The organism is Pseudomonas nicosulfuronedens (genome assembly GCF_005877905.1).
Taxonomy (GTDB): Bacteria; Pseudomonadota; Gammaproteobacteria; order Pseudomonadales; family Pseudomonadaceae; genus Pseudomonas; species Pseudomonas nicosulfuronedens.
The window spans coordinates 31,400-43,635 of record NZ_SWDV01000024.1 but is presented as its reverse complement, the minus strand read 5'-3'; the positions used below and the strand labels follow the sequence as shown (position 1 = coordinate 43,635).

At 66.6% G+C, this 12,236-nt stretch carries 13 protein-coding genes; 8 read left to right on the top strand and 5 right to left on the bottom strand.

From position 1 onward, the window contains the following. The first annotated feature begins 1 nt into the window (after position 1). The 5 genes from mgrA (at position 2) to FAS41_RS18415 (ending at position 4,630) form a co-directional block, all read left to right on the top strand. Positions 2–1,045, top strand: a complete 1,044-nt coding sequence (mgrA, locus tag FAS41_RS18435) for an L-glyceraldehyde 3-phosphate reductase (protein WP_138524773.1) — start codon at positions 2–4, stop codon at positions 1,043–1,045. Positions 1,046–1,049: 4 nt separating this feature from the next. Further along, entirely contained in the window at positions 1,050–1,979 is a 930-nt protein-coding gene (locus tag FAS41_RS18430) for a sulfonate ABC transporter substrate-binding protein (protein ID WP_171049507.1), read from the top strand. 360 nt (positions 1,980–2,339) lie between these two features. Further along, positions 2,340–3,146, top strand: coding sequence for an ABC transporter substrate-binding protein (locus tag FAS41_RS18425; protein ID WP_138524769.1), 807 nt, complete (start codon positions 2,340–2,342; stop codon positions 3,144–3,146). A 76-nt stretch (positions 3,147–3,222) separates the two neighbouring features. After that, entirely contained in the window at positions 3,223–3,936 is a 714-nt protein-coding gene (locus tag FAS41_RS18420) for an amino acid ABC transporter permease (RefSeq protein ID WP_138524767.1), read from the top strand. A 1-nt stretch (position 3,937) separates the two neighbouring features. Further along, positions 3,938–4,630: an amino acid ABC transporter permease gene (locus FAS41_RS18415; protein WP_138524765.1), complete on the top strand. Its 693-nt coding sequence runs from the start codon at positions 3,938–3,940 to the stop codon at positions 4,628–4,630. 46 nt (positions 4,631–4,676) lie between these two features. Here FAS41_RS18415 and FAS41_RS18410 read toward each other — a convergent pair whose 3' ends face one another. From FAS41_RS18410 to FAS41_RS18390, 5 genes are read right to left on the bottom strand one after another with little or no spacing between them, the layout of a single operon-like run. Further along, positions 4,677–5,423, bottom strand: coding sequence for an ABC transporter permease (locus FAS41_RS18410; protein WP_138524949.1), 747 nt, complete (start codon positions 5,421–5,423; stop codon positions 4,677–4,679). Between the two features lie 8 nt (positions 5,424–5,431). Next, the gene (locus tag FAS41_RS18405) at positions 5,432–6,631 is read right to left on the bottom strand and encodes an ABC transporter substrate-binding protein (RefSeq protein WP_138524763.1); all 1,200 of its coding nucleotides are present in this window, start codon (positions 6,629–6,631) and stop codon (positions 5,432–5,434) included. Then, positions 6,597–7,433 (bottom strand): ABC transporter ATP-binding protein, encoded by an 837-nt coding sequence (locus FAS41_RS18400; RefSeq protein ID WP_138524761.1) that lies wholly within the window; start codon positions 7,431–7,433, stop codon positions 6,597–6,599. The genes FAS41_RS18405 and FAS41_RS18400 overlap by 35 nt, the downstream gene beginning before the upstream one ends. Continuing rightward, the gene (locus FAS41_RS18395) at positions 7,430–8,488 is read right to left on the bottom strand and encodes an acyl-CoA dehydrogenase family protein (RefSeq protein ID WP_138524759.1); all 1,059 of its coding nucleotides are present in this window, start codon (positions 8,486–8,488) and stop codon (positions 7,430–7,432) included. Before FAS41_RS18395 ends, FAS41_RS18400 begins: the two co-directional genes overlap by 4 nt. 47 nt (positions 8,489–8,535) lie before the next feature. Next, positions 8,536–9,096 (bottom strand): carboxymuconolactone decarboxylase family protein, encoded by a 561-nt coding sequence (locus FAS41_RS18390; RefSeq protein ID WP_138524757.1) that lies wholly within the window; start codon positions 9,094–9,096, stop codon positions 8,536–8,538. 104 nt (positions 9,097–9,200) lie between these two features. On the opposite strand from FAS41_RS18390, the gene FAS41_RS18385 reads away from it, so the two are divergent. The 3 genes from FAS41_RS18385 (at position 9,201) to FAS41_RS18375 (ending at position 12,153) form a co-directional block, all read left to right on the top strand. Then, positions 9,201–10,103: an AraC family transcriptional regulator gene (locus FAS41_RS18385; RefSeq protein ID WP_138524755.1), complete on the top strand. Its 903-nt coding sequence runs from the start codon at positions 9,201–9,203 to the stop codon at positions 10,101–10,103. A gap of 113 nt (positions 10,104–10,216) precedes the next feature. Continuing rightward, a complete protein-coding gene (locus tag FAS41_RS18380; RefSeq protein WP_138524752.1) occupies positions 10,217–11,143 on the top strand; it encodes an ABC transporter substrate-binding protein in 927 nt (308 codons plus the stop codon). Continuing rightward, on the top strand, positions 11,143–12,153 hold the full coding sequence (locus FAS41_RS18375; RefSeq protein WP_138524749.1) for a FecCD family ABC transporter permease: 1,011 nt from the start codon (positions 11,143–11,145) through the stop codon (positions 12,151–12,153). Before FAS41_RS18380 ends, FAS41_RS18375 begins: the two co-directional genes overlap by 1 nt. Positions 12,154–12,236 lie beyond the last annotated feature (83 nt).

Genomic DNA, 12,236 nt, shown 5'->3' with positions numbered 1-12,236 from the left:
CATGACCTACCTCGCCCACCCTGACCGCTACCAGCGCGTCCCCTACCGCCGCGTCGGCCGCAGCGGGCTGGTACTGCCGGCCCTTTCCCTCGGCCTGTGGCACAACTTCGGCGACAGCGTGCCGCTGGACCGCCAGCGAGCTCTGTTACGCACCGCCTTCGACCTGGGCATCAACCACTTCGACCTGGCCAACAACTATGGCCCGCCCTACGGCAGCGCCGAGCTCAACTTCGGCCGCCTGCTGCGCGAAGACTTCGCCGCCTACCGCGACGAGCTGGTCATCTCGACCAAGGCCGGCTGGGACATGTGGCCCGGTCCCTACGGACAGGGCGGCAGCTCGCGCAAGTACCTGCTCTCCAGCCTCGACCAGAGCTTGAAACGTCTGGGCCTGGACTATGTGGACATCTTCTATTCACACCGTTTCGATCCGGACACGCCGTTGGAAGAAACCGCCGGCGCACTGGCCAGCGCCGTGCAGCAGGGCAAGGCGCTGTACGTGGGCATCTCGTCCTATTCCGCCGGCAAGACCGCCGAGCTGGCTGTCTTGCTGAAGGACTGGAAAGTACCGCTGCTGATCCACCAGCCGGCCTACAACCTGTTCAACCGCTGGGTGGAAAAGGACCTGCTGGCCACCACCGACGAGCTGGGCACGGGCGTCATTGCCTTCACTCCACTGGCCCAGGGGCTACTGACCGACCGCTACCTGAACGGCGTGCCGGCGGATGCGCGAGTGAACCAACCCGGTGGCGCCTCGCTGCGACCGGAGCACCTGTCCGAAGACAACCTGCGGCGCGCCCGCGCGCTGAATGACATCGCGCAACGCCGTGGCCAGAGCCTGGCGCAACTGGCACTGGCCTGGGTGCTGCGCGACGCCCGGGTGACCTCTGCCTTGATCGGCGCCAGCCGGCCGGAGCAGATCATCGAGAACGTTGCCGCGCTGGATAACCTGACCTTCAGCGTGGAGGAAGTGGCGGAGATCGACCGCTTCGCCGTGGAAGGCGGGATCAATCTCTGGGAAAAGCCCTCCCACGACTGGAAGGAATGAGCCTGTGACGCTGTTTCATCGATTGCTCGCCGGGCTGCTGCTGATCGTGGCAGGTACAGCGCAGGCGCAAGACCCGGCGCAACTGCGCATTGGCTATCAGAAGGCCTCGGTCAGCCTGGTGCTGGCCAAGGAGCATGGCTTGCTGGAGAAACGCTTCCCGCAGACACAGATCCAATGGATCGAATTCCCCGCCGGGCCGCAGATGCTCGAAGCCCTGAACGTCGGCAGCCTGGACCTGGGTTCCACTGGCGATATCCCGCCGATCTTCGCCCAGGCCGCCGGCGCCGACCTGCTCTATGTCGGCGTCGAGCCGCCCAAACCGCAGGCGGAGACCGTGGTGGTGCCCAAGGACAGTCCGATCCGCAGCGTGGCCGACCTCAAAGGCAAGCGTGTGGCTTTCCAGAAGGGCTCCAGCTCGCACAACCTGCTGCTGCGCCTGTTGCAGCAAGCCGGCCTGGCCCTGCGCGATATCCAACCGCTGTACCTGACGCCGGCCGATGCCCGCGCCGCCTTCGAAAGCGACAAGGTGGACGCCTGGGCGATCTGGGACCCGTGGTACTCGGCGCTGCTGCTGGGCGGCAGCGCGCGCTTACTGGCGGACGGAACCGAGGTTGGCCTGAGCGGGCCGTTCTACCTGTCCAGCCGTGAGTACGCCGGAGCCCATCCCGACTTCATCCATCAGGTGCTGGATAGCCTCAATCAGGCCGAAGCCCTGACCCGCAGCGACGAAGCCGGCAGCGTGGCGATCATGGCGCGCGTCACCGGGCTCTCCCCGGAAGTCATTGCGGAAACCTTCAAGCACCGCCCTCCTTCGCCTATCCACCCACTGGGCGATGCCGACATCGCCGCGCAGCAACGCACCGCCGACCTGTTCCTCGCCGAGCGCATCCTGCCGCGCGCCGTGGATATCAACGCTGCCCGCTGGAGGCCCTGACTGTTTTCGTAGGATGGGTGGAGCGAAGCGATACCCATCGATACCTGTCCACTTCGATGATGGGTATCGCAAGCTCCACCCATCCTACGCGCTGAGGCGGCGTTCTTCGTAGGAGCGAGGCTGCTGCCCTGGATATTGATCCACCAAAATGGTTATCCATGTTGTTATTTTATATTTCTTCTGGTTATTAGATAGACCAATTCATTCCTTCTCCGCGCCACCATCACGCTGCCACACTCGGCCTCGCCGGCGGGCGACCCCCGCCGCTCTAAAGCGGGCTTCTCCCACCCTCGAGCGCCCGCTCTCGATCATTCCGGGACCCCGTCAAACGAGCGCGGCCCGACAAGGAGCTGGATGTTCATGAAGAAACTCACTGCCGTTACCGCCCTCGCCCTGGCCGTCCTCTCCGGACTGGCCCATGCCGACCGCCTGGACGACATCAGGAAGGCCGGCGTGCTGCGCGTCGCCGCCTTCGACAGCAACCCGCCATTCGGCTTCGTCGACGGCAAGAGCAAGCAGATCGAAGGCCTCGATGTGGATTACGCCAAGGCCCTGGCCGACAAGCTCGGCGTCAAGCTGCAGGTCCTGCCGACCAACCCGGCCAACCGCATCCCGCTGCTGACCGCCAACAAGGTCGACCTGGTGCTGGCCAACTTCACCATTACCCCCGAGCGCGCCGAGCAGGTGGACTTCAGCATCCCCTACTTCTCCTCCGGGCAGCAGTTCATCGTGCGCAAGGGCAGCCTGAAGTCGCCGGACGAACTGAACAAATGGCGCGTCGGCGTCGACAAGGGCACGGTCAACGAGGGCGTGCTGCGCGAGAAATTCCCCGGTGCCAAGGTCATCGCCTACGACGACACGCCCTTCGCCTTCACCGCCCTGCGCAACGGCCAAGTCCAGGCCATCACCCAGGACGGCCCGAAACTGATCGGCCTGCTGGCCAACGTGCCGGACAAGGACAAGTACGAAGTGCCGCCTTTCACCATCTCCAACGACCTGATCGGCGTCGGCATTCCCAAGGGCGAGAAGGCCCTGACCGAGTTCGTCAACCAGAGCCTCACGGAGCTGGAGGCCAACGGGCAGGCGCAGACCATCTACGACACCTGGTTCGGCCCCAGCACCAAGACCCCGCTGGCCCGCCTGTACAAGATCGGCGACAAGAGCTGATCACCTCTGACCCTGCACTCCCCCACGCCCCGGCCCGCCGGGGCGTGTCCGTTTCTCCCGCTGATGGATGCGCCACATGTTCGGCGAACTGCTCGCCCCGACCTACCTGAGCTGGCTGCTCGACGGCTTCCTGCTTACGCTGGGTATTTCCCTGTTCTGCTGTGTCATCGCTACCCTGCTCGGCGCGCCGCTGGCCATCGCCCGGCAGGCAAAGTCACGCTGGCTGTCGTGGCCCGCTCGGGCCTATCTCGCTCTGTTTCGCAACACACCGCTGCTGGTGCAACTGTTCTTCTGGTACTTCGGTTTGCCGGCGCTGATGCCAGAGGAACTGGTGTTCTGGCTCAACTCACCCCATGAGTTGGCCGGGCTGACCTGGCCGTCGTTCGAATTCCTCGCCGCCGCCTGGGGCCTGACCCTCTACACCACGGCCTTCATCGCCGAAGAGTTCCGCGCTGGCATCGCCTCGGTGCGCCCGCAGCAGCGCGAGGCCGGCATGGCGCTGGGCCTTCGCCCGCTACAGGTGTGGCGCTGGGTGATCCTGCCCCAGGCGCTGCGTACGGCGCTGCCGCCGTTGATGGGGCAATACATGAACGCGTTGAAGAACTCCTCGCTGGCCATGGCCATCGGGCTCGCCGAGCTGTCCTACGCCTCGCGCCAGGTGGAGACGCAGACGTTCAAGACCTTTCAGGCGTTCGGCATCGCCACCCTGCTGTACATCGGCGCCATCGCGCTGATCGAAGCGCTGGGCCAGGCGATCCAGCAGACCCGCCGCTATCGCCAGGGAGCCTGACATGGAGTTCTCGGTGATCTCGGACAACCTGTCCTACTGCCTCATCGGCGCTTACCCGGACGGCCCGCTGGGTGGCGCGGCGCTGACCGTCGTCCTCGCGCTGGCCTCCGGCATCGCCTCGGCGGTGATCGGGCTGGTCCTGGGCATTGCGCTGTCGGTGTTGCGCGGCAAGCCACGCCTGTTGCTGGTGGCGTTCCTCGGTTTTTTCCGCGCCATCCCGGTGCTGATGCTGATCTTCTGGACCTACTTCCTGCTGCCCATCGTCTTCCATGTCGACGTGCCAGCGCTGGGCACCGTGGTCTGCGCGCTGTCGCTGATCGGCGGTGCCTACCTTGCGCACTCGGTGCATGCCGGCATCGAAAGCCTGCCCAACGGCCAGTGGGACGCCGCCCGCGCGCTGGGGCTGCGGCCGTGGCAGGTGCTCACGCTGGTGATCCTGCCGCAGGCGCTGCCGATCATGCTGCCGTCCTTCCTCAACCAATGGGTCTCGCTGATCAAGGACACTTCGCTGGCCTACGTGATCGGCGTCGGCGAGCTGTCCTTCGTCGCAACGCAGGTGAGCAACCGGGTGATGGTGCATCCCACCGAGGTCTTCCTGTTCGTCGCGCTGCTCTACTTCGTGCTGTGTTCGGCGCTGGATCTGGTGGCGGCGCTGCTCACGAAGCTACGGCCGGCTTACCGCAAGGCGGCCTGACCTGAAAAAGCCGGATCACGAGATCCGGCTTTTCGTTCCTGCCGTTTCAGCTTCGACGTCGGTACAGGCTGCGCGCCAGAGCATCCAGGGCGAAGCCCAGCACGCCGATCAGCAACACCATGGCCATCAGTTCCGAGTAAGCCAGGCGATCCCGCGTGTCGAGGATGTAGTAACCGAGCCCCGCGCTGACGCCGAGCATTTCGCAGGGCACCAGCACGATCCAGAGAATCCCGATGGCCAGGCGTACACCGGTCAACACGTGACCGAGCACGCCGGGCAGGATGACCTTGCGCAGCGTTTCGAACGGCGTCGCGCTGAGGCTCCTCGACAACTGCAGCCAGCGCGGATCGAGCTGGCGTACGCCGGCGGCGGTATTGAGCAGGATCGGCCAGACTGCGGCAAACGCCAGGAGGAAGTAGATCGGCGAGTCGCCCACGCCCATCAGCATTACTGCGATGGGCATCCACGACAGCGGCGAGATCATCCGCAGGAACTGGAAGGCCGGCGTGGTCGCCGCCTCCAGGTGACGCGAGGCGCCCACCAGCAAGCCCAGCGGCACGCCGACCGCCAGGGCCAGCAGCAGGCCCAGCAGCACCCGTTTCAGGCTGACCAGCACATGCTCGTACAGCTCCGGGCGGGCCAGCAGCTCGCCCAGGCTGGTGAAGGTCGCCTGGGGCGAGAACAGCTGCCCCAGGCCGTCGCCACCGAACAGCCGCACGCCGAGCCACCAGAGGCCGAGCAGGATGATGAGCCCGGCCAGGCCCAGCGCCCAGTGGCGGCGCGTAGAAAGCACAACGGGTGTCACGTGGCGATCTCCTCGCTGCGCTCGAAGCTATCGGGGAAGCCAAAGGCGCTCAGGCCGCCGACGCTGGCGATGGCATTGCGCACGAAACGGTCGTCCACCAGGTCCTTGGCCACCTGTGTCGGCTCCAGGGCCGCGAGGAAGCCCTTGTCACCCTGGATCAGCGTGTCCTTCAGACGGCGCACCAGTTCCTCGGTGTAGCTGGGGAACGGGTACGGTTGGAAGTCGATGCGCTCCTCGTGCCAGTCGGCATGGCGGATGGCGCCGTTGGCCAGGTACTGCTGGCGTTCGCTGGCGGCCGGCGCCAACACCCGGCCGAGCACTTCCGGCGCATGGGGCGTGTAGCGGTTCTCGCCGTCCTTGGACAGCAGCTTGGCCGCCTCGGCGCGGTTGTCGCGGGTCCACAGCTGCGCCTTGACGATGGCGTTGACCACCTTCTGCGACCACTCCGGGCGGTTGTTCAGGTCGTGCTCATGCATGAACACCACGCAGCACGCATGGTTGCGCCAGACATCGCCGGTAAAGCGCTGGATGCGCCCGACCTTGAGGTTCTCCGCCAGGGCGTTGAACGGCTCGGCGACGATGTAGCCGGCGATACGTTTGGCGGCCAGCGCCGGTGGCATGTCCGACGGCGGCAGCACCACCAGGTTGACCTCATTGGCGGCCAGCGCGGCATTGGCTGGCTTGCTCACCGCCTGCAGGCCGTTGTCGCGCAGCAGCTGTTGCAGCACCACGTTGTGGATCGAGTACCAGAACGGAATCGCCAGGGTCTTGCCGCCCAGCTGCTTCACGTCGCTGATGTCCGGCGCCACGGTCAGGCCGGAGCCGCCCACATGGTTCCAGGCCACCACCTTGGCCGGCACCTTGCTGCCGTAGCGCGCCCAGACGGTCATCGGCGACAGCAGGTGGATGACGTTGACCTGGCCGGAGATGAACGCTTCGATCACCTGCGCCCAGCTACGCAGCAGCACCGGGCGTTCGGCCTTGATGCCCTCGGCATCGAACAGGCCGTTGGCGTGGGCCACCAGCAGCGGTGTGGCGTCGGTGATCGGCAGGTAGCCGATGCGTACCGGGGCATCCGGTTCGCTGGCGGCGCGTGCCTGCAGGCTGGTCAGCAGTGGCAACGCACCGGCGGCGGTGAGCAGCGCGCCAAGTTTGAGAATGTCACGTCGGGAGTGTGTGGGGTCGTCCAGGCACATGGGCAGGCTCCTGCGCAGAAGTAGTGTTTGCGTGGGTGCGGCTTGCCCGCCGTAGGGTTTTGAGGATGTCGACCCGCAGGGCGCCCAGTTCCTCGACCAGCTCCGCACGGGGTTGCGGCAGGTCGATGTGCCACTCGCCCAACGTCCGCGCCGGGGTGTCGCCCAGTAGCAGGATGCGGTCGGATAGCAGCAGCGCTTCGTCGATGTCATGGGTGATCAGCACGGCGGCGGTACGCCGCTCATGGATGACGGTCAGCAGCAATTGCTGCATGTCGGCGCGGGTCACCTCGTCCAGCGCGCCGAAGGGTTCGTCGAGCAGCAGTACCTGCGGCTGCCGCGCCAGGCAACGGGCCAGCGCCGTGCGCTGGGCCATGCCGCCGGAGAGTTGCGCCGGCAGGAAGTCGCGGGCGTGGTCCAGCCCGACCGAGGCTATTGCCTCGTCCACACGGGATTGCAGGGTGGCTTTGTCCAGCCTCGGCTGGCGTGCGAAATCGAGCCCGAAGGCGACGTTCTTCGTCAGGTTCAGCCAGGGCAGTAGGCTCGGGTCCTGGAAGGCCACCGCGACGCGAGGGTGCGGGCCGTCGATCGGCTGACCGAGCAATTGCACGACGCCAGCCGCGGGCTTCTGCAAGCCGGCCAGCACGCGCAGCAGGCTGGATTTGCCGACACCGCTGGGGCCCAGGATGGAGACCACCTCTCCGGCGGCCAGCTCCAGGGCGAAGCCTTCCAGCACGCTGCGCCAAGCGTTGTCTCCGGGATAGCCCAGGGCAACGTCGCTGGCCTGCAGGATCGCTTGGCTCATGCCTTGGCCTGCTTCTGCAATTCGGCGCGCAGCTGCACCAGGCTGGGTGTGACGATGGGCACGAAGGCCGACTCACGCCAGCGACGGGCGAAAGCCGCGCCGTGCTCGGTGAGATAGGCCTTGCCGCCGCTGGCTTGCAGCTCCAGCTGGACGGCGGCAGCTGCAGCTTCGGCCAGGCCGATGCGGATGCGGAACAACCGCGCCGGCTCGGTCAGGAAGGCGCTATCCAGCAGGCCTTCACGCAAGCGTGCCACCTGCTCGTCCAGCTCATCAGCCAGGCGCTGCTCTTCCTCGCGCAGCACCGAACGCCGGTCGCTCAGGTGCTCGCGTACCGACTCCAGGGCCTTGCGCGTCAGGCCGATGGTCATGGCGCATTGCAGGCCGAGGAAGGCCGGGCGCACGCGCGGCAGGTAGTGGCGGGCATCTTCGTGCAGCAGCCAGGCGCGCGGCAGTTCGACCGCGGCGAAGTCCAGCGCAGCGGTGTTGCTCGATTGCAGACCGAGCAGTTGCAGGTCGTCGGAGCGGGTCAGGCCCGCGCGGTCCGAAGGGATCGCCGCCACCAGCGGTGCCGCGCCCTCTCGCTCGATGGCCGCCGCGACCACGAAGCGGCCCTTGCGCAGGTTGGTCACCCAGTGCAGCCGGCCGTCGAGGCTCCAGCCATCGCCGGTCGGCGTCGCGTTCACTTGCAGGCTTTCGATGCCCGAGAGGAACTTCATGGCATTGGACAGACCGGTGGCGCCGGCCAGGCTGCCGTCCAGCAGTTCGCCGAGCAGAAGGTCGCCCAGCTCGCGATTGGGGCTCTGCAGCAGGTATTCGATGAAGGCGCGCTGGCCCCAGAAGACGAAGGCGGCCGTCAGCGAATGGCCCGCTACATCGGCGATGGCGTCGATCGCATCGAGCACGGTGCCACCGCTGCCGCCGCGCTCTTCGGGCACGCCAATGGCGAACAGCCCGGCCGCAGCCAGTTGCGGCAGCACGCTCTGTGGGTCGGTGTGGCCGAGGTCGAGGCCCTCGGCGTGCTCATCGAGCCAGCGGCTCAGGGTCGGGTCGAGCATGTTGCTCTCCTTGCTTGGGCGGCACTTGCCGCCCGGTCACACGAAAATCAGTTCGCCGCCTGTTCCCAGCGGTACTTGCCCAGCTCGGGGTTCAGAGGGGTCTGGGCCAGCACGTTGGCGAAGTTGCACAAGGTCGCCAGGCTGATACCCAGCAGTACTTCCAGGGCGTTGCCATCGGTGAAACCGGCAGCGCGGAAGGCAGCAAGGCCCGCATCGCTCACCGCACCGCGGGTGGCGATGGATTCGCGAGCGAACGCGGCCAGGGCTTCCAGGCGCGCATCGGGCAGTTCGCGCTGTTCGCGCAGGGCGGCTATCACTTCCTCAGGCAGCTTGGCCTTGTTGAAAGCTACCGCTGTGTGCCCGGCCACGCAGAAGTCGCAGCCGTGGGTGGTGGCGGCGATCAGCTGGACCACTTCGCGCTCCGGCAGGCCGAGGTCGGCTTTGCCGTTGAGGCCGGATACGGTGACGTAGGTTTCCAGCGCGGCCGGCGCGTTGGCCAGCACCCCCAGCAGGTTGGGGATGAAGCCGGAGCCCTTGAGCGCATTCTCGAGGAACGGCTTGGCGGCTTCCGGGGCGCTGTCGAGGGTCTGGATGGGCAGGCGGGACATGGTTCGACTCCGTTGAAATGGGGTGTCGAAAAAGTCTGTTGGTAATAAGAAATCCATTCAATATTCTAAAGTCGCTATCACTTGCTCATGAGTCTTTCCATTAGATGATTTCGTCCAGCCCCCTGGTTGATTGGTTATTAGACAGCCTTGAACTGAGCGCGAGCCTGTTTCACGTAGGGCGCTATTGCGGCGGCTGGAACGCTTCGACCCAGGGTCTGGCGCGGGCCAGTTTTCACCTCGTGGTACAGGGCCACTGCTGGCTGCACCTGGACGGCGAGCCGTCGTACCGGCTGGAAAGCGGTGACGCGGTGTTCATCCTGCGCGATGTGCCGTATCGGCTGTCCAGCGAGTCCAGCGCCGAGGAGGCAGCCTGCCAACCGCGCCAGAGCATGACCGCCCTGGAGTTGCAGGCCGAGGATGGCGTGGGGCTGGTCTGCGGGTTCTTCCATTTCGATTCGGGGCTGTCGGCACTGATCATCGACGCCCTGCCCGCCTTCCTCGTGCTGCGTGCCGAGGAGCCGTCCCAGCGGGCCGCGCGCAGTCTGTTCGAGCTGATCCTCGAGGAATGCCAGCGGCAGCCGACACCGTCGCAGCAGATGCTCGAACGCCTGAGCCACCTGCTGTTCCTCTACGTGCTGCGCCAGCAGGTGGTAGGCAATCCGACCCTGGGCGGGCTGGTCGCCCTCGCCCGCCAACCGCAGTTCGCCGGCTTGCTGGAGCGGATGATCCAGCAACCGCAACTGCCCTGGACGCTGGAAGACATGGCGGCCTGTGCGGGCCTGTCGCGCTCGGCGTTCTTCAAGCGTTTCAACGAAACCAGCGGGCAGTCCCCCGGCCAGGTATTGCTGGCCCTGCGCATGGGCCAGGCATGCCGGTTGCTGAAGGCCGACCAGAGCGTGGCGGAAGTGGCCGCGGCGGTCGGCTACCAGTCCATCGCTGCGTTCACCCGCGCTTTCCACAAGGCCACCGGACAGCAACCGGGAGCGTTCCGCCGCGCCGCCAACTAGGTTTCTGCGTGCTTGATGCATGTCATGGCAAATGTAAACAATCCGTAAATGCGAGTGATTCGTGATTGTGAATTTCGTACCTTGATGGAATTCCTCGCCAACGGACCCTCGTCATGCACGTCAGCGCCTCGCTTCCCCGCCGCTTCCTGTCCTGCACTGCCCTGCTGCTCGCCGGCCTGGTGCTGAGCCTCCCGGTCCAGGCTGCCGAGCGCAGCCTGGACACTGCCTTCGGCCCGGTGAAGGTGAAGGACAATCCGCAACGCGTCATCGCTCTGGGCGAGAACGCCCTGGATGCCAGCCTGACCCTGGGCGTGACACCCGTTGGTTCCCTCGCCAGCCGCGGCGGCACCGACCTGCCCGCCTACCTGAAGGCGAAATCCGGCCCGCTTCCGCTGGTGGGCACCGTGCGCGAAACCAACCTCGAAGCCGTGCTCAAGCTGCGCCCCGACCTGATCCTCGCCGCTCCCGGCCTGACCCGCGAGCAATACGCCAAGCTCAGCCTGCTGGCCCCCACCGTGGTGCCCAAGGGCGGCTCGCTGGACGACTGGCGTGGGGCCTTCCGTGTCTATGCCGATGCGCTGGACAAGCAAGCCGAAGGCGAGCAGCGACTGACCGAGATCGACCAGCGCATCGCCGCATTGCGCCCACGCCTGCCCGCAGACACCAGCGTCAGTGTGGTGCGCTGGAATCCGCAGGGGCCGATGATGATGTCCGGCCACCTGTTCGTCGGGCAGCTCCTCGATCAGCTCGGCCTCAAGGCCAATGAGCTGGCGAAGCAGACCGACAAGCGCCCGCACACCGACATCCTCAGCCTGGAAAACCTGTCCAAGGCCGACGCCGACTGGATATTCCTCGCCACCCTCAACCCCGATGGTGAGAAAGCCCTGGCCGAAGCGCGCCAGCAACCGGCGTTCACCCGCCTGAAGGCGGTCGAAGCCGGGCACCTGGCCAGCGTCGACGGACAGATCTGGAGCAGCAGCTCCGGCTACCTCGCCGCCCAGCAAGTGCTGGATGACGTGGAGAAGGCCCTGCTGCACTGATGCCCGCCAACCGTCTCGCGCTGCCACGGGCCCTGGCGTTCGCGGCAGCGTTGCTCGTTCTGCTGATCCTCGCCAGCCTGCTGGTGGGTGCCGGAGATGCCGGCCCCTGGCAGAGCCTGCTCGCACTGCTGGGCGGTGCCGATGACGACACTCGCTTTGTCGTTCACACGCTGCGCATGGCGCGCACCGAACTGGCCCTGCTGGTCGGCGTGGCACTGGGCGCCGCCGGCCTGCTGCTGCAGTCGGTCACGCGCAACCCGCTGGCCGAGCCCGGCCTGCTCGGTGTGAGCGCCGGTTCCTCGTTCGCCGTGGTGCTGGCGATCAACCTGGGCGCCACTGCCGCCGGGATGAATCTCGCCGTGGCCAGCTTCGGCGCGCTCGGCGGTTGCCTGCTGGTGCTGCTGGTCTCGCAGTTGCGTGGCGTGGGGGAAGACCCGGTACGCCTGGTACTGGCCGGCGTGGCCTTCTCCGGGCTGCTCACCGCGCTCAGCAGCCTGATGCTGCTTTGGGATCAGCGTACCGCCGACGAAGTCCGCTTCTGGGTAGTCGGCAGCCTCGCCGGACGCCCGCTGGAAACCCTGCGCGGCTGCCTGCCTGGATTGGTCCTGGGGCTTGCCGTGGCGCTGCCGCTGATTCGCCCGCTGGCCGCCCTGGCACTGGGCGAACGGGTCGCCGCCGGGCTCGGCCATCATCCGCAGCTGGTGCGCGTCGCAACCTTGCTGGCCGTGGCGCTGCTGGTGGGCGCCGCCAACGCCGCCGCTGGTCCGATTGCCTTCCTTGGCCTGATCGTGCCCTTCATCGCCCGCCGCCTGGTGGGTACCGACATCCGCCGCTGCTTCGCTTTGTGCCTGCTGCTCGGCCCTTGTGTCCTGCTGCTGGCGGACATCATCGCGCGCCTGCTGGTGCGACCCTATGAACTGCCGGTGGGCGTGGTGACGGCTTTTGTCGGCGCGCCCATCCTGATTGCGGTGGTGCGCTCCCAGCGCCTGCCGACCCTGCAAAGCCGATGAGCGTCCCGACCACTCCTCCAGGCCATGGCGTGCTGCACACCGGCCGACACTCGTTGCTCTGGCACCGGCGCAGCGCCACCGTG

Excerpts from the sequence above, each read along its gene's own strand:
- mgrA (WP_138524773.1), top strand. The coding sequence starts at position 2 with ATGACCTACCTCGCCCACCCTGACCGCTACCAGCGCGTCCCCTACCGC.
- FAS41_RS18425 (WP_138524769.1), top strand. The coding sequence starts at position 2,340 with ATGAAGAAACTCACTGCCGTTACCGCCCTCGCCCTGGCCGTCCTCTCC.
- FAS41_RS18420 (WP_138524767.1), top strand. The coding sequence starts at position 3,223 with ATGTTCGGCGAACTGCTCGCCCCGACCTACCTGAGCTGGCTGCTCGAC.
- FAS41_RS18415 (WP_138524765.1), top strand. The coding sequence starts at position 3,938 with ATGGAGTTCTCGGTGATCTCGGACAACCTGTCCTACTGCCTCATCGGC.
- FAS41_RS18405 (WP_138524763.1), bottom strand. The coding sequence starts at position 6,631 with ATGTGCCTGGACGACCCCACACACTCCCGACGTGACATTCTCAAACTT.
- FAS41_RS18400 (WP_138524761.1), bottom strand. The coding sequence starts at position 7,433 with ATGAGCCAAGCGATCCTGCAGGCCAGCGACGTTGCCCTGGGCTATCCC.
- FAS41_RS18395 (WP_138524759.1), bottom strand. The coding sequence starts at position 8,488 with ATGCTCGACCCGACCCTGAGCCGCTGGCTCGATGAGCACGCCGAGGGC.
- FAS41_RS18390 (WP_138524757.1), bottom strand. The coding sequence starts at position 9,096 with ATGTCCCGCCTGCCCATCCAGACCCTCGACAGCGCCCCGGAAGCCGCC.
- FAS41_RS18385 (WP_138524755.1), top strand. The coding sequence starts at position 9,201 with ATGATTTCGTCCAGCCCCCTGGTTGATTGGTTATTAGACAGCCTTGAA.
- FAS41_RS18380 (WP_138524752.1), top strand. The coding sequence starts at position 10,217 with ATGCACGTCAGCGCCTCGCTTCCCCGCCGCTTCCTGTCCTGCACTGCC.
- FAS41_RS18375 (WP_138524749.1), top strand. The coding sequence starts at position 11,143 with ATGCCCGCCAACCGTCTCGCGCTGCCACGGGCCCTGGCGTTCGCGGCA.